Origin of the sequence: Methylacidiphilum infernorum V4 (genome assembly GCF_000019665.1) — a bacterium.
Classification (GTDB): domain Bacteria; phylum Verrucomicrobiota; class Verrucomicrobiia; order Methylacidiphilales; family Methylacidiphilaceae; genus Methylacidiphilum; species Methylacidiphilum infernorum.
Genome location: NC_010794.1, coordinates 1,957,919 through 1,977,611 on the forward strand (window position 1 = coordinate 1,957,919; position 19,693 = coordinate 1,977,611).

The window sequence follows — 19,693 nt, forward strand, 5'->3', positions numbered from 1 at the left end:
AAAGGGTTCCTCGGGCAAGCCCGGTGCATGAACAGGACAAAGCCCGAGGCGATCAGGGCCAACCCAGGCCTATAAAAAAAAGCTTGTTTTTGGAAAGGAAAGAAATGAGCGGTTTTCTCTTCCTTGATCCGCCCTTAGGCTTAGCTTTTCAAGAACCGTTCTTAACGTTTAAAAAATCTAGAGGAGTATCGATGGGTACCTCCTCTTTCTGGAGAATCTCTATGAATTTTCTCATTGCCGGGGTAAGCATCCTTCCTGATTTATACAGAATCCCAATCGGTCTATAGCAAGGGGGGCCGGAAAGCTCGAGCATCTTGAGGGTGCCATTCCTGATCTCCTGGGTAATCGTAGCCATGGGAACGATAGCCACCCCGGCATCGATTTCTACAGCCCTCTTCACCGTCTCGACATTATCAAACTCCATTACGGGTCTAAATTCAAGCCCCCTATCCCTAAAGAGCTTGTCGAGCTCCCTGCGGGTCGGCATGTCCGAACTAAAAGCGATGAACCCCTCCCTGGCTATTTCTTCCAAGCCGACCTCTTTTAATTGGGAGAAACGGTGAGTCGGGCTGCAGATAACCACCATGCGGTCTTTGCGGAAAGGCTCAATTTTGATCAGTTTTCTCGGCGAGGGATAAGCAACGATGCCGATGTCGCTATTGCCTTCTATGATGTCTTGATAAACTTGCCTTGAGTGGCGGTATTCGACCCGGATGTTAACTTCGGGGTAGAGTTTCAAAAACTTTTTCAAATAGTAAGGCAGTTCATGAAGACCGACACTGTAAATGGCCGAAACCCGGATGTTGCCCGAAACAGAAGCCTTGATTTCAGTAATTTTCGCTTCTATTCTTGTATAAATATCAACAATCTCCCGGGCGGCATGATAAAGTATTTCTCCTTCCTTTGTCAACTGCACCTTGCGGCTCCCTCTCTCAATAAGAGGAACACCAAAACGCTCTTCAAGGGAACGAATCTGCTGGCTGACAGCAGATTGACTGATCTTGTTCAGTTGGGCAGCCTTGCTAAAACTACGACTTTCTACAAGATCCCTAAAGGCTTTGAGCGTTTCTATTTGCATCGAACTAATTTTTAGTAAAACTAATAATTTGTCAAATTATGAATTTTTCTTTTTACTCGGCATCAATCCAAGAAAGGTTAGAAAAACTTCAATATAAAATTGAAACGGCTTCAAGGAAAAGCGGCAGAAATCCTAAGGATATTACCCTCGTCGCGGTAACAAAGGGTTTTGGACCGGAAGTCGTTGAAACTCTCCTGCGGATGGGCATCGTTCACATCGGAGAAAACCGTGTTCAAGAAGCTCGGCTTAAAAAAGAGCAAATTGGAGAAAAGGGGATATGGCATTTCATCGGACACCTTCAGAAAAACAAAATAAAGCTCACTTCCCATCTTTTTGATTGGATAGATTCTGTTGACGACCTCGAGGATGCCACCCTGCTTTCTCACTTCGCCCAAAACATGGGAAAAACGTTGAAAATTTTAGTCCAAGTCAACGTTTCTGGAGAATCGACGAAGTTTGGAACGACCCCGGAGCTAGCGCAGTCCCTTTGCCTGGCAATCAACGCTCTTCCCCGGTTAGAAATCCTTGGACTGATGACCATCGCTCCCGCCAGTCCGGATCCCGAAAAGGTCAGGCCCGTATTTTCTCGGCTCAGGATGCTGAGGGACAAAATCGAATCCCAAAGCGGTATTCCTCTGCCGGTTTTGTCCATGGGTATGAGCCAAGATTTCGAAGTGGCCATCGAAGAAGGAGCTACGATGATCAGGATAGGTCATTTTCTTCTTGGGCCAAGAAAAGAATCCTTCATTAAAACCGGGGGAACAAAAACTTTTCTTTAAGATCCCGCATTTTACCCCTTGAAAAAAGGCTTTTTCTTTTTCGTCTTCTTCCTTTTGCCCGGACTAAACTCTCTTCTTTTTCCCGCCGAAGAGAGCCCTCCTTCTGTTTCTTACACGTTTGTTTTGCTAAAGGGTAAAGTCAAAGAAGAGCTCGAATTGAAAGTCAGCCCACCCTACCTGCGCATAGACAGGCCTAAAGAGCTGTTTTCCGTCGTTTACAACGAACAGGAGGATTCCTTTTTGGGCATGGAACATCGAGACGGCCGGTACTGGAAATTCAGCTGGAAGACCCTACAGAAGGCGGTGGAGAAGATCAAAGAGAGTAGTTATCGTATCCGGCGAGATCCTTACAGCGATCCTTCAGAACAAAGCTTGGATGAAATCCTCAATCCCTCCTTTTTTCCCCATTACGGTCGGTTCGAACCTTTTGGAGCTCCCCCGCAATTGAACTGGACAAAAAGTGCTCAATCCAAAAGTTCTCCTTTCGGGGAGCTCTTCCAGTGGGTAGGGAAAGATGAAAAGACTCAAGCGGTTTGTTGGATACAGCTTTTAACCGCTAAAGAAGAAGCCAACTGGGACTGGGCGGTCCCCCTGTTGAGGAAAGTCTGCCAGGTCCTTTCCTTTCTCCTCGGAGAAAATGCTTGGCCAAGCTCTTCGCTGGATATCTGGGCATCCCTTCCTCCCAAGGCAGGCATTCCCATTGAAACACGCTGGACAGAGGAGGAAAATGCGCTTGTTCTTTTTCTGCAGCGTAAAAGGGTCCTTTCAGGCCTATCCTGGACAAATCCCCCTCAAAATTACCTCAGCGAAGAGTTGTCCCTATTAGAAGAATACAAAAACCCCTAATTTTTTTTTAAAATTCTTTATCTCTATTTCTTTTCTAGAGAATATGATTAAAATATTTTTATCCCAAGTATGTTTTTGACTAAACGAAGCAAGTATGCCATTCGAGCCCTTCTCTACCTTGCCAAAGAACAGCAGAGGGGAACGATTTTAATTCAAGAAATCGCTGAAAAAGAAAAAATTCCTAAAAAATTTCTCGAATCGATTCTCTTGGAACTAAAAAACAACGGGTTTTTGAGCAGCAGGAGAGGCAAAGGGGGAGGTTATGCCCTTGAATACCCACCCGAGAAAATCCCGATCGGCTCGGTGATCCGGCTGATCGATGGGCCCTTGGCTCCCGTCCGCTGCGTCAGCCAAACGGCTTATGCTCCCTGCGAGGACTGCTTGGATGAAAAGACCTGCGTCATCCGCCTCTTGATGAAAGAAACCCGGGATGTGATATCGACCGTGCTGGATAAAACTTCCCTAAAGGAACTGCTGCAAAAGGAAAGCCAGTTAAAGACCGAAGCCACCGAAGGCTTCGCTTTCGAGATATAAGAAATTTAAATAAACGCAAATCACTTTTCCATAAGCAAGCCCACCCGTACTCCTCACCGTTGAAAACCCCAGCCGAGCGTAACGAGCCAGACTCAAGGGAAGGATTTCTTTTCCTGAAAAACGCAAGTTTTCTTGTCTCTTCCACTCAGGGCCCTTTAAGATCGTCATACTGGAAGAAAGCTGCAAGGGAGGGGAAAGTTCAAAAAATCTTGGGAAAGAGGATCTTGAGAAGGAAAAAAAGCGCCGCTCCCCCTATGAAACCCACGGCTAAGAGGAACCATACCGCCCAGATTCTCAACAGGTGCTTCTTTTTCTCCAGGCTTTCAACGCCGGCCAACAGCTTTTTGATCAGTTCGTCTCGCTGGGGAAGATCTTTATCCTTCCTGGTCTTTTCCTCGACCACGATCTGTTTTATTTCCTGGTGGCTTTCCGCCAAGGTATGGATGACTTCTTCAACCTGTTTTTGGTAATTTTCCAAGTAACCGACAAAATTTCTCAACTCTTTAAGACCCTCCTCCAAGGAGGAAAAATTACTCGAAGCCAGATTTTGCAGGAGTCGGCTGACTTCCTTGGGGATCGAATCCAGGTAAGCGGCATTCGCTTCCAGCAAAAGCAAAAGACCGGGTAATGTATCCAGGGGTTTTTCTCCCTGGCAATGGTCCATGTACCATTCCCAAGCCATTTCTCTTTTTTCCGCGGGAAGCCTGGAAATAGCCGCCTTCCAGTACCTGTGGGGATCATCTTTTCCTTCGGATTGAACGCTTGAAGTCAAGGATGAAGATAGGGAATGGCCTTGTTGAAGAGCAGGGTTTTCCAAAGCCGTTTTCTGGTCTTCTTTCGTCGGCAAGGGATTCCTTGATGAGGGAAAAGGAAAGGAAGATTTCGAAGGAATAGACCAGTTGGCTTTAAAAGGTTTCATTGAAGGTTCGATAAATTAATCTTGGCCCCTCTTCTTTGCAATGAAAACTCCTTATTTTCCTCGGGCGGCTTTTTCCACTTTTCCATAACCCTCTTTGCCTCCTCGTCAGGAAGTAAATAACCGGCAAGCCGGTCATACTGCTCGAACATTTTTTTAACCCAATCTTCAAGGATGAGCCGGTGAAAAAGATCCATTTTAATCTTCTTATCTGAAATGATCTCCAGGAGATTGAGAGGTTGTTGCAGTTCGACTTCTAACAGGGAGAGGTAATTGCGCGTATCCGAAAGCAGGGCGGGAATCTCCAGGGTGGCAGCTCCCAGTGCAGCCAGTTCTTTTTCCAGTTGGCTGCCGTCGAACATCCGGGTTTTAGGAGCTTTTGCCCTGTTTTTAATGACCAGGTAATCTACCTTGTCTCCAAACTTTTCGACGATCTCCGCCAGTTCATCCATGACACTCAGATCGTCAACGGGAAAGAGTAAAACCGTCGTCCTTATACCAGACTGGGCTCCCCAATCGAGAAAATGGGCAAAATCCATGGAATGGAGTAAAACCCTAAAAAAATGGGCTTGAGGATCAAGGACCGTTACCGACCTTTCGGGAATCGTCCTAAATATTTTTAGAAAATCCGCCTCGGGTTCCTCGGACAACAGGACCAACTTCGCTTCAGGTATCGCCCTGGAGAGAGTCCGGTTATCGCTATCGAGATCGTAAGCCTGCCATGAAACATTCCTGGCATTCATCCAGAAAATCTGCAGCGAAGCCTGCGTGGATTTTCCTACATTTCCCTTGCTCTGCAGGGGCAGAGTAAAACGGTGTTTAATCATATTCTATAAAACTCCTTCCTTCTTGTCTCTTCAACAAATTTACTCGTTTTTTAAAGCTCTCTAATCTTATTTTCTATTTTTTTCAATGAGAATTTCAGCTATTCTTAAAATCGCGACTTGATTTTTGCCCCCAGTCGAGGGGTTCTTTTCTTGCACCGGGGTTTTTTCGCCCGAAAAAATCAAAACGGCTAGGCTCTCTTCGCGTGCCGTCCAATAGGCACGGTCGGAATAGGAAGCCTCAAGGATAATGTCAAGGGGATATTCCCATAAATGGCGCAGCTTGTCACTGCATTTTTCCCTTCCAAGCACTTCTTGGGCTCTTCCGGCAAGCCTCAACCTTTGCTTCTTTTTGCAAAACCGCTAATGACTTAACAGCCGATGGCAACAGTAAAAACTCACCAACCGGGACCTGGCGGCGGACCGCTTCCTTCCACTCGGGGCCGTCCCGGCAAAGCGTCAAGCAGCCCTCGAGTCATTTTGATCGCGAAACCCATTGCCCGGCTATAGCTGCATGCAAACCAGCCGGCGACTTTACGGTCGGCAGGACCGGTAATGGCCTCTGGCCATCCCTCTCCATCCCTATCCACCCCATGAGGCCAGTGAACATATTTTCCCTCAAGGCCTAAAAAATCAAAACAACGCCAAAAGTTAATTTTTCTTCCCGTTTTTTTCCATGGTAAACACCCGCTAGGAGCCCGGTGCAAGGCGCATTACGACTACATCTTCCAATGGGCCCAGGCTGTCAAAACGGGGAGTTTTTAAACCAAAACAAACCGCTCCCCGCTCGTCGATCGCAATATTGCTAAAAGGGGAACTGGTCATGGCGCCAAACTGCTTAATCCATAAAAGATCTCCCCGGTCATTTAAACGGGCTAGGAAAACCCTACCCGGTTTTTTCTCTCCCACGGCTTCTTGCGGGTAAACATCCTTGATCTCTCCAAGCACGTAGGATCCTCCCGCTGAGTCCGTGGTTATGGCAAGGGGAGCCAGTGACACCCCAGAGCCAAATTGCCTGCACCAGAGCAATCGGCCTTGAGCCGAATAGCGAAAAACAAAGGTCTGGAGACTGTAAAGATCGTTGGCCGTCCGGTGCGAGTCGTCGGGACAAGAAAAACTTTCAGAGGTGCCGCACAAGGTTAGGATCCCCGAAGGACCGGCGAAGGCGGAAGCCACAAGGTTATTCCAATTGCCGCTGAGTAAAATATTTTCCAGGAGTTTTCCCCCCCTGTCATATTTCCGAGCAAAAATGTGATTATGAGAAACGATGAGGGGAGAGGAAAGCCAACCATAATCCATGGTTTGGCCGGCATTGCCGGCAAAAGGACCGAAGCCTGCGGTATAACCGTAAACGACGAGGCTGTCGGAGGAAAGGGCAAGGAGGCCTACCAAGGTATCCAAGGTTTGCAAACCGGGAGGAAGCCAGCTCTTTGAAGGATTCTTTTCTGAATAAAGGGGAATATTTTCAATCCATTTGCCCGCAGCCGAATAATGGGCAATTTCAATGGGACCGGCATTCTTTTTGCCCGCAGAAGCAAAAAGAAGAGGCGGAATAGCTACATAAGCTCCTCCCGACCCATCTCCCGCAGCTATCCCTTCGGGAAGCGAAAAAGCCGATTTTCTCTCTATTTTCCACAAAGGTTGGCCATCGGATCCCCACTTCCACAGGAAAAACCGATCTTCGATGACTCCTCGAATGAAAATTTCTTGCGGTCGATCCGAAAAAAGAGAAAACCGGTTGTCCATCCCATAATAATCCCCGATCGGCCTTTCCCAAAGCTTTGTTCCCTTCTTATCCCACTTGGCTAGGACGACTTCCCATCTATAGGAAGCCCCGGCAAAAGGTTTTGTCGCCTCACGGGCAAAAACCAGGTAACATTCCCCGGTTGGAGACATATAAAGATCGTAAGCTTTTTTAACTTGCCCCTGGGCAAGGGAGATGACGGACACTCCCTTGGGTAAACCCAAGGCGGGATAAAGGAACGACAGGGCAGCAGAGAAAAGAAGGGAACAAAGCCCAGCTTTTAAGCCTCTATAAAAACCATCCATTTTTTACAAGGATTTTTCTTCGAGCCGTTTCATAAGATAACGGCAAATCAACCGCACGCCAAATCCCGTGGCCCCCTTTTCAAGATAGGGATATTCTTTGGTTATCCAAGCCGGCCCCGCTATGTCCAAGTGGACCCAAGGTACTTCCCCTACCCATTTCCGTAAAAAAGAAGCCGCCGTACAGGCTCCTCCTTCCCTGCCTCCTACATTTTTGACCAAGGCCACATCGCTCGTTATCGCTTCATCAAACTCCTCGCCTAGAGGCAAGGGCCACAGCGGATCCCCATAATCCTCGCTCTTCTTCCACAAAAATTCGGCTATATCCTCCCTGTTGCTGAACAGCCCCGCTTTTTGCTTGCCGATAGCCACAATACAAGCCCCGGTCAAAGTGGCCAGGTCAAAAACAAGACCGGGATTAAACTTCTCGATCCCATAGGCTAAAGCATCGGCAAGGACAATCCTGCCCTCGGCATCGGTATTCAATACTTCGACGGTCTTCCCTCCGTAGGTCCGAAGAATATCCCCGGGTCGATAGGCATGTCCGCCGGGCATATTTTCCGCAGCAGCAATGATCCCTACAAGCCTCAGCGGCAACCCAAGCCGGCTTACCGCATCAACGATACCCAGGACCGCACATCCTCCCATCTTGTCATACTTCATTTCATCCATGTGTTCTCCGGGCTTGATCGAGATGCCTCCACTATCAAAAGTAATCGCTTTGCCCACGACCAGTACCGGGCGGGAGCTGGAACCCTCCCCTCGGTAGTCTAAAACGATGAGCCTGGGTTCATTCGCAGAACCCTTCCCCACGCTGGTTAATCCGCCAAAACCTTCTTTTTCCAACCGCTCTTTATCGAATACTTCTACATAAAGAGCTTTCCTTTTCCCGGCCAGCTCTACCGCTTTCTGGGAGAGGGTTTCAGGAGTAACGTAATTGGCGGGCATATTGCCGATCGCCCTGACGTAATTAACGGCATGGGCGATCTCCTGGGCCTGGCGCACCGCCTTTTCTATATCCTGGAGCAGGGAGTCGGGAATCTCTCCCGTTACCACCCTCAACTCTTCGAGGTTATTCTTTCTCTTGGCCTTTTCTTCTTTAAACTCCTCAAAGCGGTAGGAGCCCAGCATGGCCCCTTCCACTGCAGCATCCACATGGGGCAAAAAGTCGGGATGATTCGAAAAATCAAGGGTAATATCCCTGGCTCCGATCTTCAACAAGGACTTGACCCCCAGGCCGGCCGCCTTGCGTAATGTATCCCTCGTATAAGGAGGACCGCCTATACCCACATAGAGGATTCTTCCCCAAGGTTCACGCCACAAAAGAGAGGAAAGTTTTTTGCCCTCAAACTCCAGTGCGCTGACTCCTTCCTTTTGAAACTTCCCCTCCTCGACAAAAACGACCTTGTCTCCCCTCCCTGGAAATGCTTTTTGCAGATGAATATTCATGGTTGTCATTATCCTTTTACAATCTCATTTTCCATCGAGTGGTTGGCCAGGAGCGTTTCAACCCCGATGCCGCGCAGTTCAAAAAGCCTTTGAATCGTTTCCTCGATCAGGTTGTTTGGACAAGAAGCCCCGGCCGTAATGCCCACGTTAATCTCTCCCTCTTTCAGCCAACCCTCGGTGATCACTTCCTGTCCTTTGTGCAGGTCCCAATGCTGAATCTGGCGGGTAGAAATCAACTTTTCGGCATTTTTTATAAAATAGGTGGGTAGCCTGCTTTCCCCGATTTCGGCTAAATGGGAAGTGTTGCTGCTGTTATAACCGCCAACGACGATCAGCAGGTCAAGTTTTTCTTTATCGAGCATATCCAGGAGGGCGTCCTGTCTTTCCTGGGTGGCCCCGCAAATGGTATCAAAGAAACGAAAATGCTCATGGAGGTTTTCTTTTCCATACCGATCTTCGATCGCCTTACAAATTCGCCGTTGTACCTCTTCGGTTTCTCCGCGCATCATCGTCGTTTGATTGGCTACCCCCACGTGACAAAGATGAACGTCGGGATCAAACCCGGGGGAAACCGCTCCCTTGAATTTTTCTAAAAACTCCTTCTTATCTCCCCCATAACGAATGTAGTTGCAGACGTAATCGGTTTCTTCAAGGTTGTAAACTACCAGGTAATGACCGTTGCCGTCTTCTCCGATTGCCCGAGAAGCCGTAGCCTTCGTTTCCTCATGCCAAGCTTTCCCATGAATAATGGACGTAGCCCCTTCCTTCCTATACTGCCGGACCCGTTTCCAGACCGTCATGACATCCCCGCAGGTCGTATCGACAATTTGACAGCCGATCTGCTGGATTCTTTTCATGGTTTCGACCTCCGCGCCAAAAGCGGGAATGATCACCACGTCATCGGCCGTCAATCCATCCAGGAAATATCCTCCTTCTACCGCTTGCAGTCTCTTTATTCCCATCGCCGTCAACTGATCGTTCACTTCCGGGTTGTGAATAATTTCTCCGAGTAAAAAAATCCGTTTCGTAGGGAAGACCTTGGTGGTGGCATAGGCTAAGTCAATGGCCCTTTCTACCCCGTAACAAAAACCGAAAGCCTTTGCCAGCTTAACGGTTATGCCGCCACCGGAAAGAGAACCCCCCGTTGTTTTCAAGTAATCGACAAGAGGACTGCGGTAATGTTTTTCCACCTCCGCCTTGACGAGGTTCATGACCTCAGGAGTCCTTAAGTTTACTTTCAAAGGTTTCTGTTGGATTTTTTCAACCATAGCCTTATTCCTGCTTATTTTTTTGCAATCGTTGTTATCACCGCTTCAGCCGACTTGTTCAGTTATGCCTTCTAAGCTGCGAAGCCGGCTTACCATTTACCCAAGCCAACCCGGGCTCAACCCCGGCTCAAGCCCTCAAGTATTCGCTCAAATGACCCCAATGCATCTCCAAGTTGATATTTCCAGCGTTTGCCCTGCCCTATCCTGCTCATTTTATACACCCATTTTCAAAAAAAAGCGAAACTAATTCTTTACCCGCTCAAATCCATTTCTCTACCTTGAGCCGTTTAGCAGAAGATAGCGGCCTTTGCATGCATCGCTACTCGGCTTTAGGCAGGGGCTCGTCCGGTCTTGGAGGTTGGGGCTGTTTAGCTTTTTCATAACCCGGCGGAGGGCCCTCGTAGAATTCCTTGTGGCGGATCTTGCCTCCCGCATGTCCCGTCCACACCGTCATAAAAAGAGCCGCAAGCCCCACAATAATGGTAGCCGTCCCTAGAAACTGCATCCCCTTGGGAAATATCCCCAGGGCAACCAAGGCGATGACCGCTATGAGCCCTTCAGCATAGAGAACCCAGACAGCCCTCTCTCCCCTTTCTTTGTGGGCGTCCAGCCAAGCTTTCTCTTTTTCGGACACCATCGCTTCCACCCGATCATACCCCTCTTCTCCATAACGTTCAACCAACCAACCTGATGCACACATCGAAAGGATCAGCACAAGCCCCACCGCCTGCACACTCCTTGACTTTATAAAAGAGCCGATGATGAAGACCAAAAGGGCCAGGCCTAGGCCGTAAATAGGCAAAGGATTGAGAAGGACGTGGATGTATTCAGGCTGCTTGAGAGTTTCTAAAAAGTCTTTGAATTCGTTCACAATCAGTTCGTTTTAAACTAAAGAAAAAAGGAAAGCAATCGCTTTAAGAAATCCTCGTTTCTCCAAGAGGCTAGGAAAGAAAACAACTACTCTTCTCCAAAAGAGATGCCCATTGCCCGGGCCGTTTGAATCTCGGGGCAATGGACATCTACTTTTTTTAATTCTTTTATCGCTTCAAGGATGGGGACGGAGCCAATTTTGCCTTCACGGTAACTGACCATGTAGCCAAAACGCTTTTCCCGTATCAAGCCCACCGCCGCAGCGCCGAACATCATCCCCAGGTTGCGATCGAAAGCGGTTGGCTCTCCTCCCCTTTGGAGATGGCCGAGCACGACCGCCCGGGTATCCTGGCCGGTCATCTGGTGGATCACTTTTTCCAACTGCCTGCTCACCCCTCCCAATCTCAGTTCACCGGGCCTTTCTTTTCCTTCCTCGACGACATAATAGGGATCCTCTTTAGGATGGGCCCCTTCGGCTACAACGATCATCGTCTGGAAGTTGCCTTCGGCAATCCTCTTTCTCACCTGGTAAGCAATTTTCGAATATTCGAAGGGAATTTCCGGAATCAATATCAGGTTGGCTCCGCCCGCAAGCCCTCCATAAAGAGCGATCCAACCCGTATACCTTCCCATGACCTCCACGATCATCACCCGCCTATGGCTGGCCGCCGTGGTCCGCAACCTGTCCAAGGATCGGCAAACGAATTCCACGGCAGAATAAAAACCAAAGGTATAATCCGTAGCGGAGAGGTCATTATCGATCGTTTTAGGCACGCCGACGATGGGGACTCCTTCTTCGTAAAGCTGTTGAGCCGCGGTCAACGAACCATCCCCTCCAATGCAAATAATCGCCCCGATACCCAGGCCTTCAAGAGTCTCTTTGACCTCGTCGATAAGATGGGCAGGTAACCTCATGACCTCCCCTATACCCGTTTTTGTCGTAAACCTTCCCCGATTGGTTGTTCCCAAGATGGTTCCTCCCAGGGATATGATCCCTTGGGTATCTTCTTCATTCAAAATTTGATACCTTACCGGAGAAATCAACCCTTCAAATCCATCAATAAAGCCGAAAACCTCCCATCCTAAAAGGCCGGCAGAACAGACAACGGCTCGGATAGCCGCGTTAAGCCCCGGACAGTCGCCCCCGCTGGTAAGCACTCCAATCCGATATCTTTTCATTTAAAATCATTTATATTATCGGTTTACAAGCGTAGTACCTGGCCGAAAATCTTTCCCTGCTTCATCCTTTTTATAAAAAAAGACCCACAGCGGTCCTTACCGGGAAAGGATCGACTGCAAGGCTTCCTTGATCGGCTCAAATCGAGGCAATTCAAGCGGAGAGGCAGTTACCTCTCTATAAACTATTCTTTGAGCTTTATCAACAACGAAAACAGCCCGCGCAGCCACATCGCCGATCCCGATCAACCCCGGCAGAAGAACATCATAAGCCCTGCAAACTTCCTTGTTCAAGTCGGAGAGCAAGGGGATGGTAATTCCCTCTTTTTTCGCCCATGCTTCTTGTGCAAAAGGATTATCTACGCTTATACCAAAAACCTGGGCATCGAGTTTTGCATACTCGTTGAGCGAAGAGGAAACCGTGCACATCTCCTGGGTACAAACCGGGGTGAAAGCCATGGGAAAAAAGAGCAGAACCACGTTTTTTTTAGCAAGCTCCTCCTTGAGATGGATCTGCTTTATCCCTTCCGGGAACTTGGAACTTAAGGTAAAGTCGGGGGCCAAGCTTCCTACACTCAGGGCCATAACTTCTTTCCTCCTTTTTGATTACGAGCAAGTCCTTTTACTGCATCCTCTTGGCATGAAGCTCTTTCATCGCCGCCTTCCTGCTAAACTTATAGCGGCCTTTTTCGTCCACTCCAATACACTTTACCCAAATTTCTTCTCCTACCCTAACGACCTGGTCCACCCGCCTCACCGGCGTATCGGACAGTTCAGAAATGTGGACAAGACCTTCTCCTTTGCCTTTGATTTCAATAAAACAGCCAAAATCCTTGACCGATACCACCTTGCTTCGGTATATCCCTCCGACGGTTACCTCTCCAACCATATCTTCGATCATTTCCCGCGCCGCTTCCAAGCTATCCGCCGAAGAGCTATAAATCATGACCGTCCCATCGTCTTCGATGGTAATCTCCGCCCCGGATTCGGCGGAGATCTTCTTGATCGTCTTTCCCCCGGGACCGATAAGCAAGCCGATCTTGTCAGGATGGATCTTTATCTTTTCTATCCGCGGGGCATGTTTCGATATTTCCGCCCGTGGGGCATTGATCACCTTATCCATGCAATCCAGGATAACCATGCGCGCTTTCTGAGATTGGAAAATGGCTTTAGCCATGACATCCAGCGGAATACCCCTGAGTTTTAAATCAAGCTGAAAGCCGGTAATCCCTTTACGCGTTCCGGCGATCTTAAAATCCATATCTCCATAATGATCTTCAAGACCCAAGATATCGGTCAAAAGACAATACCGGGACCAATCGAAATCCTCTTCCTTGCCCTTCACCAATCCCACGGAAATACCCGCAACCGAGGTTTTGAGAGGGACTCCCGCATCCATGAGGGCAAGACTGCCTCCACACACCGTCGCCATCGACGTGGAGCCGTTAGATTCCAGTATTTCGGAACTCACCCTAATGGCATAGGGAAAATCGGTTTCCGAGGGGATTACGGGCAATAGCGATCTTTCGGCCAGGGCTCCATGGCCTATTTCCCTTCGGCTTTGCCCGGTGATCCTCCCCACTTCCCCCACGCTAAAAGGAGGGAAAAAATAGTGAAGTAAAAACCGCTTGCTCTGTTCTCCCCCTCCGTAAGCATCCAATTCCTGGGCTTCATTCAACGAGGCAAGGGTGGCCATGCAAAGCGCTTGGGTTTCCCCGCGGCAAAACAAGGAAGAACCATGCGACCTGGGAACGACAGAGGTTTCGATTGCAATCGGGCGGATATCTTCCGGCCCCCTGCCGTCGCAACGCCTCTTAGTTTCCAACACGTTGGTGCGAAAGATCGTTTTTTGCAGGCTATCATAGGAAGAAGTGATCTCCCTAGGGGTAGCCGTGGGGAATTCTTCCAGGATTTTCGCCGTGAGTTCTTCTTTAAGCTTGGCCAGCTTTTTCTGGCGCTCCGTCTTGGAAGAGGTATAAAGGGCATCTTGCAGTTGGGAAGAATAAAGCTCGGCAAGACGGTTGGTTATTGCCAGGTTCTCTTCGAAAAGAACGCACGATCTTTTGGGTTTTCCCACTTTTTCAGCAAGCTCTTTTTGCGCGGCTATCACCTCCTGGACGTGCTGATGGGCAAATTCAAGGGCCTTCACAAATTCCTCTTCAGGAAACTCCCGGGCACTGCCCTCGATCATCAAGGGATAATGTTCGCTTCCCACGTAAACGAGGTCAATATCGCTGATTTCCCTTTCCCTATGGGTGGGATTGATAATCCAGCGTCCATCTATTTGTCCTATCCTGACCGCTCCAACCGGCCCGTAGAAAGGAATGTCTGAAACCATTAGAGCCGCAGAAGCTCCATTGATAGCCATCACATCGGGATCGTTTTGACCATCGGCGGAAAGCAAAGTCCCCAATATCTGGGTTTCGTAGAAATACCCTTTAGGGAAAAGAGGGCGCAGTGGCCTGTCGATCATCCTCGAGGTGAGTATTTCTTTATCCGTGGGCCTCCCTTCCTTTCTAAAGTAGCCCCCCGGGAATCTTCCTGCTGCTGCCGCCTTTTCCCTGTATTCAACCTGCAGGGGCAAAAAATCCTGGTCCTCTTTTAGTTCCGTTACAGAAACCGCGGTAACCAAGACAGCCGTCTCCCCGTAAGAGACGGTAACGGATCCATCGGCAAATTTGGCAAGTTTCCCCGTTTCAAAAACGATCGTCTGGTCTCCAAATTTCCTTTTTATATATTCTGGCATAATCCTTTTTTTCGTTCGAAATACGCCCGGGAGAAACGTCGTTCAAAGAAAGGCTCTTTTTTATTTACTTTCGAAGAGAAAGCCGGCTTAGCATTTCTCGATACTTTTCCGGCTCTGTCCGGTTCAAATACTCCAACAGCTTTCTCCTCCTGTTCACCATGCGCAAAAGCCCTCTCCTTGAGCTGTGATCTTTACGATTATTCTGTAGGTGCGCTGTCAGCCGCTTGATTTTTTGGGTCAGCAAAGCAACTTGCACAACAGCAGAGCCTGTGTCTTTCTCATGAAGCCTGAACGATTCGATAAGCTTTTTTTTGTCTGTTTCTACTTCCATAGGCATTTGTTAATATTTGATATATATTCAGAAGGCATAAAGAGGCAATAATCTCTTTTTATTTTTTTCGTAAAGCCCTCAAAGTTGAAACAGGATGAGGGGGTTGTCAATAAAAAAGAATTTCTTCGATTTTGCAGGACTTTATGGTTCATTGGGTTTTTACTGGTTAAAAACTTTACATTTTTTTTAAAGAACCGGTTATGAATAGCATTTTACTCAGCGAAATCGAAAAGGCCTACAGGGAGAACAAACTCCTCGAGTCTTCCTTCCGCAACCTAAAGGAATTTCTTTCTTTCCAGGACCTCTCGGCTGTCGAAAAAGAATCTCTCGAAGAACTCGTTCACAACCAAAACTGGGAAGAACTCGACGAAAGGTTTTACAAAAAACTTTCCTTCGGCACCGGAGGCATTCGCGGCAGAACGATAGGGAGGATCATTACCCGGGCTGAGCGGGGATCGTCCCCTGCTGATCCCATTCCCCAATATCCGGCCGTAGGGCTCAATTGCATGAACGATCGCAACGTGCGCAGTGCAGCTTTAGGACTTGCCCGCTATCTTCGAAGAGCATTGAAAGTAGAGCCCTTAAAAATAGTGATTTCCCATGACTCGAGGCACTTTTCCCGCTATTTTTCCCTACTCTGTGCCCAGGTCCTTGGGAAAATTAATGTAGAAGCTTTCCTTTTCCCATCCCAAAGATCCACCCCTCAACTTTCCTTTACGGTAAGATGGCTAAAAGCCCAAGGCGGAATCATGATCACGGCCAGCCACAATCCCCCTTATGACAACGGCTTTAAAGCCTACTTTAAGGACGGCTGCCAGCTCGTCGAACCTCACGCTTCAGAAGTCATCAAGGAAGTGGAGGCGCTAGAATCTCTTCGAGGCTTTCCCGCTCAAGAGGCGGAACTTTCTCCGAATATCTTGGGACCGCAAGCCGATGAAGCTTATATCAAGGCGGTTGAAACCCTTATTCTTGAACCCCGGGCTATCGAGGCGGCCGGGAAAAAACTGAAGGTCATTTATACTCCTCTTCACGGAACGGGGATCGAAATCATTCCCAAGCTGTTCGATCGGCACGGGATTCGTTACCAGGTCGTTCCCAGCCAAGCCATCCCCGACGGCGGTTTCCCTACCGTAAAGTCCCCCAATCCTGAAGATCCCGCTGCCCTTTCCCTGGCCGTTAAACTCGCCCTGGAACAAGGGGCTGACATCGTCATAGGGACCGATCCCGATGGGGATAGGATGGGAGCGGCCGTAAAAAATAAGCAGGGAGAGTTTGTCCATTTGACGGGCAACCAGATTTTTTCTCTTTTTGCCCACTACCGCACTTCTCGGTTGTTTGAATTGGGCATACTCAACTCCCAGAATGCACACAAGGCTGTTTTGATCAAGTCTTTCGTCACGACCGACCTCGTAAAAAAAATTGCCGAACACTACCAGGTAAGTTGCGTTGAAACCCTGACCGGTTTTAAGTATATCGGGGCAAAACTCTTAAAGTATGAACTCCAATGCGGTCTTACCAACTACGACGACCACAGTTTTGAAGAAAGAAGAGCTGCCCAGCTCCAAAAAGGAAAGTATTTTATCTGTGGTGGAGAAGAAAGTTATGGCACTTCGTGCGGGGATTACGTCCGGGACAAGGACGCCAACGCTGCAGCCCTGCAGTTGGTGGAAATAGCGGGTTGGGCGGCAGCCCACTCGATGAGCCTTCTTGACTACTTGGACAACATTTACACGAGCTTCGGCTATTTTGCCGAAAAACTGGGGACGATGACCTTCGAAGGGCCGGAAGGCTCAATGTTGATTGCTCAAATCCTCCGCTCCTATAGAGAAAATCCCCCCTTGGAGTTTTTGGGCAATAAAAGGCTAAGCTTCGATGACTTCGGCCAGCAAGACCATTATGATACCGAAGGGGACCTTATTCCCAAGGAAATCATGCTTCGGTTCGAATTCGAAAACAATGCCAAGCTGATCATCCGCGGATCGGGAACCGAACCCAAAATAAAGTTTTACTTGTTCACCCAATGCAGCGTGGAGGAGGGACTGGAACAAGCTAAAAACAAGGCCACACAGTTCTTGGAAAGCTGGTGGACGGCCCTCAGGGAAGATGTCAAAAGAAGGATAAGTGGCCCAAGAACAGGGTAAAAAAATTTTTCTTCTCTTCCTTTGCTTTGATCTTCCTCTCTATTGTAAGCTAAAAGCTTCAAAGCGATCCATCTCCATGGCTACTCCTTTAGCAGTCGACTGTGCGGTCGTCCTCTTTTTTTTCCTGGTCACCCTGGGTATCGGCCTGGCGAGCAGCAGAAATGGACATGAAAAAAAGTACGACGAGCTTACCCTTGGAGGAAGAAGAATGCCTTGGTGGGCCGTCCTGGGCTCGATTATTGCCGCCGAAACCAGCGCGGGCGCTTTTCTAGGAACTCCAGCCGAAGGCTACGTTCTTAAGGATTTCACTTATCTCCAGTTGGCTTTGGGAACCGTGCTTGCCCGCGTAATCATCGGCTTTTTATTCATCAAGCCTTTTTTTCAAAGCGGGGTCCATTCGATATACCAATTTTTAGAGATCCGTTTTGGGCCCCTGACCCAAAAAATGGCTTCGGCAACTTTTCTTTTCAGTCGAATGCTTGCCACCGGGACCCGGCTCTACGTGGCCGCGATCATCCTGGTGGTAGGGGCCCAAGTTTTGCTCCAAAAACCCCTGAACCGGTTCCAGGAAATCCTGCTCTATTTTTTTTCCATTTTTATAATCAGCTCCTTTACGGCCTTTTATACCGCCCTTGGGGGAATTAAAGCGGTGATATGGACAGACCTCATCCAGGCTCTAATCATGCTTTTCGGAGGGATTTTCGCCCTCTTGTTCATCCTGCTCAAACTCTCTGCGGTTTATCCCGAGGCTGAAATCCTCCATCAGCTTTTCCACAGGCCCTGGTTGACTACCGGCATTAACCCTTCAAAGAATCTTTTCGGCAATCTCTTCGACATCCTGGCGCTTGACTATACCCTATGGTCGGCCCTCATCGGTTCGACATTTACCACCATGGCCACTCATGGGACAGACCAGGATATTGTCCAGAGACTGCTCACGGCCAAAAATTACCAGAAGAGCAGGCTTTCCTTGATCCTTTCAGGACTTGCCGATATTCCCATCGGTTTTTTGTTCCTCAGCATCGGCCTTTTGTTATCCTTCTATTACTCGGCCTATGTCGATCCCTCCCTCCCGGCAAATCCTAACGAGGTTTTCCCTTACTTTATAGTCAGCCAGTTGCCCGGTGGGATAAGAGGCTTGGTCATAGCCGCGATCTTCGCTACGGCTACAGGCTCCTTAAGCGCAGCCCTAAACGCCCTGGCTACTTCCTTCTGCCAGGACTGGCTGCAACCTTCCTTCGACAGGCTGGCCGATGAAAAAAAGAAAGTCGCCACGCTCAGGAGAGCAACCCTCCTTTTTGCCCTGCTTACCTCCTCCATAGGCATGGCGACAGCCCTTTACACCGTTTATTCTCCCTCGGCAAGAATCTTGCCGATCATCCTCGGCATCATCGGTTTTACTTACGGCCCTCTTCTCGGCGTTTTCCTCTTGGGCATGCTCACCGACAACAGGGGCAGCGACCTAGGCAACGTGGTAGCCATGATCATGGGATTTCTTGCCGTCCTGGTCCTCAGCGGCATTCCCGCTTTCGACTTTCAGGCCTATGAAAACAAAAGGGCCTTGCCTTTCCTCCACTTTTTCCCTCACATCGCCTACCCCTGGAGGATAGGCATTGGATCCTTGGTGACGTTCTGCATAGGACTGCTTTTCAGCAACAAAAATAAAAAAACCTTCGCCCAGAAACCCCTCCACTCCAATCAAGATTCCTTGTAAATGGCAAAAGCCTCCTCGACTGAAACGTCATCAAAGGTAATAGCAGAAATGGCGTTGCAGAAGGCAACGGCTTCTCCCAGGGGTTTCTGGTGGATGTTTCTTCCCGTGGCATTGCCAAAGGCTCCCCCGACATGAATCTGCCCGTAGAGTTGTGCCAGGAAATCCTTTACCCCTATTTCCTTGCCTCCGGCACAGATCAACCGGGTTCTGCCCGCTGCAGCCACAGCTTCCTTTAAGGCGGCATGAGGATCTCCCTCCTTGACTCTTGGAGGATTGACCTTGACGAAATCCGCTCCAAGACAAGCGGCAAGTCCGGCAGCTCCGGCGATAAGATGGGGATCGGTTTCGTTGGATACCGCCCTACCCCGGGGATAGGCCCAGATGATCGCTATGAGGCCGCGCTGGTGAGCTTCAAAAACAAGCCGAGCCGCTTCTCTCAGCATTTGGGGTTCATATTCACTGCCGGGATAGACGGTGTAGCCGATCCCCACGATAGGAATGGACTTAGCCTGGAGAAAATAATCGAGCTGTTCAAAATCCAGCCACAAAAGGCTTAAGGGGTCTCGTTGCGCCGTTTTAACCAGGTGGGTCTTGCTATTGAGTTTCACAATGTAGCGGATGTTGGAATAATCCATGGCATAACGGGCAATGAGTCCCAACTGGGTGGCAAAGGCTCCAATGCGGGCCCTGCTTGCAATTCTAAAGAAATGCTCGGGATTGGCATCATCGGGGGCTATACCTTCCCCGAAAAAATCGTCGTTGAGATGTTCGACTTTCTGATCCCCGGCCATCAGCATCAGCCTGCCCGATCCCTGGGTGACTTCGAAAAAAATCCTCCGGTAATCGTCTTTTTTTGATTCGGGAACATCCAGGGGAACTTTGATCTCCTCCAAGCGAATCATAGGCTTGCCTCCTTTATAAAAAAATAAACAGCCGGCCCAATTCAAAGTTTTGCGACAGCCATTTTTCCTTGGA

At 48.9% G+C, this 19,693-nt stretch carries 19 protein-coding genes; 5 read left to right on the forward strand and 14 right to left on the reverse strand.

Annotation, left to right across the window (positions count from 1 at the left end):
• Positions 1-148: 148 nt before the first annotated feature.
• Positions 149-1,078, reverse strand: coding sequence for a LysR family transcriptional regulator (locus MINF_RS09290; protein ID WP_012464444.1), 930 nt, complete (start codon positions 1,076-1,078; stop codon positions 149-151).
• 38 nt (positions 1,079-1,116) lie between these two features.
• On the opposite strand from MINF_RS09290, the gene MINF_RS09295 reads away from it, so the two are divergent.
• From MINF_RS09295 to MINF_RS09305, 3 genes are all read left to right on the forward strand, one after another.
• Complete coding sequence (locus MINF_RS09295; protein WP_012464445.1) at positions 1,117-1,857, forward strand: YggS family pyridoxal phosphate-dependent enzyme; 741 nt, start codon at positions 1,117-1,119, stop codon at positions 1,855-1,857.
• A gap of 18 nt (positions 1,858-1,875) precedes the next feature.
• Positions 1,876-2,703, forward strand: a complete 828-nt coding sequence (locus tag MINF_RS09300) for a hypothetical protein (protein WP_012464446.1) — start codon at positions 1,876-1,878, stop codon at positions 2,701-2,703.
• A gap of 69 nt (positions 2,704-2,772) precedes the next feature.
• Complete coding sequence (locus tag MINF_RS09305; RefSeq protein ID WP_012464447.1) at positions 2,773-3,237, forward strand: RrF2 family transcriptional regulator; 465 nt, start codon at positions 2,773-2,775, stop codon at positions 3,235-3,237.
• A gap of 199 nt (positions 3,238-3,436) precedes the next feature.
• Here the strand turns inward: MINF_RS09305 and MINF_RS09310 are convergent, their stop codons facing one another.
• The 12 genes from MINF_RS09310 to rpsO all read right to left on the reverse strand — a co-directional run bounded on the left by MINF_RS09310 (position 3,437) and on the right by rpsO (position 14,863).
• Complete coding sequence (locus MINF_RS09310; protein WP_012464449.1) at positions 3,437-4,156, reverse strand: hypothetical protein; 720 nt, start codon at positions 4,154-4,156, stop codon at positions 3,437-3,439.
• The gene (locus MINF_RS09315; protein WP_012464450.1) at positions 4,153-4,980 is read right to left on the reverse strand and encodes a hypothetical protein; all 828 of its coding nucleotides are present in this window, start codon (positions 4,978-4,980) and stop codon (positions 4,153-4,155) included. The genes MINF_RS09310 and MINF_RS09315 overlap by 4 nt, the downstream gene beginning before the upstream one ends.
• Positions 4,981-5,046: 66 nt before the next feature.
• Positions 5,047-5,316 carry a hypothetical protein gene (locus tag MINF_RS09320; RefSeq protein ID WP_012464451.1) on the reverse strand — a complete coding sequence of 90 codons (270 nt, stop codon included), beginning with the start codon at positions 5,314-5,316 and terminating at the stop codon, positions 5,047-5,049.
• A gap of 59 nt (positions 5,317-5,375) precedes the next feature.
• Positions 5,376-5,567, reverse strand: coding sequence for a hypothetical protein (locus MINF_RS11510; protein WP_187146937.1), 192 nt, complete (start codon positions 5,565-5,567; stop codon positions 5,376-5,378).
• Positions 5,568-5,667: 100 nt separating this feature from the next.
• Complete coding sequence (locus tag MINF_RS09330) at positions 5,668-7,026, reverse strand: hypothetical protein (protein WP_012464453.1); 1,359 nt, start codon at positions 7,024-7,026, stop codon at positions 5,668-5,670.
• Between the two features lie 3 nt (positions 7,027-7,029).
• Positions 7,030-8,472, reverse strand: coding sequence for a leucyl aminopeptidase (locus tag MINF_RS09335; protein ID WP_048810541.1), 1,443 nt, complete (start codon positions 8,470-8,472; stop codon positions 7,030-7,032).
• 8 nt (positions 8,473-8,480) lie between these two features.
• Positions 8,481-9,740, reverse strand: a complete 1,260-nt coding sequence (locus MINF_RS09340; protein WP_012464455.1) for a 4-hydroxy-3-methylbut-2-enyl diphosphate reductase — start codon at positions 9,738-9,740, stop codon at positions 8,481-8,483.
• A 319-nt stretch (positions 9,741-10,059) separates the two neighbouring features.
• On the reverse strand, positions 10,060-10,611 hold the full coding sequence (locus MINF_RS09345) for a hypothetical protein (RefSeq protein ID WP_012464457.1): 552 nt from the start codon (positions 10,609-10,611) through the stop codon (positions 10,060-10,062).
• 86 nt (positions 10,612-10,697) lie between these two features.
• Complete coding sequence (locus MINF_RS09350; protein ID WP_012464458.1) at positions 10,698-11,789, reverse strand: 6-phosphofructokinase; 1,092 nt, start codon at positions 11,787-11,789, stop codon at positions 10,698-10,700.
• Between the two features lie 96 nt (positions 11,790-11,885).
• Positions 11,886-12,371: a redoxin domain-containing protein gene (locus MINF_RS09355; protein WP_012464459.1), complete on the reverse strand. Its 486-nt coding sequence runs from the start codon at positions 12,369-12,371 to the stop codon at positions 11,886-11,888.
• A gap of 37 nt (positions 12,372-12,408) precedes the next feature.
• Positions 12,409-14,532 carry a polyribonucleotide nucleotidyltransferase gene (locus MINF_RS09360; RefSeq protein WP_048810335.1) on the reverse strand — a complete coding sequence of 708 codons (2,124 nt, stop codon included), beginning with the start codon at positions 14,530-14,532 and terminating at the stop codon, positions 12,409-12,411.
• A gap of 64 nt (positions 14,533-14,596) precedes the next feature.
• Entirely contained in the window at positions 14,597-14,863 is a 267-nt protein-coding gene (gene rpsO / locus MINF_RS09365; RefSeq protein WP_012464461.1) for a 30S ribosomal protein S15, read from the reverse strand.
• Between the two features lie 200 nt (positions 14,864-15,063).
• Between rpsO and MINF_RS09370 the strand changes: the two genes are divergently transcribed.
• Together MINF_RS09370 and MINF_RS09375 are read left to right on the forward strand one after the other, a co-directional pair.
• Positions 15,064-17,004 carry a phospho-sugar mutase gene (locus MINF_RS09370; RefSeq protein WP_012464463.1) on the forward strand — a complete coding sequence of 647 codons (1,941 nt, stop codon included), beginning with the start codon at positions 15,064-15,066 and terminating at the stop codon, positions 17,002-17,004.
• Positions 17,005-17,080: 76 nt separating this feature from the next.
• On the forward strand, positions 17,081-18,718 hold the full coding sequence (locus MINF_RS09375; protein ID WP_148205233.1) for a sodium:solute symporter: 1,638 nt from the start codon (positions 17,081-17,083) through the stop codon (positions 18,716-18,718).
• Here MINF_RS09375 and MINF_RS09380 read toward each other — a convergent pair.
• Positions 18,703-19,620 (reverse strand): aldolase, encoded by a 918-nt coding sequence (locus tag MINF_RS09380; protein ID WP_048810542.1) that lies wholly within the window; start codon positions 19,618-19,620, stop codon positions 18,703-18,705. The two genes, MINF_RS09375 and MINF_RS09380, sit on opposite strands and share 16 nt — an antisense overlap.
• Positions 19,621-19,693: the final 73 nt, after the last annotated feature.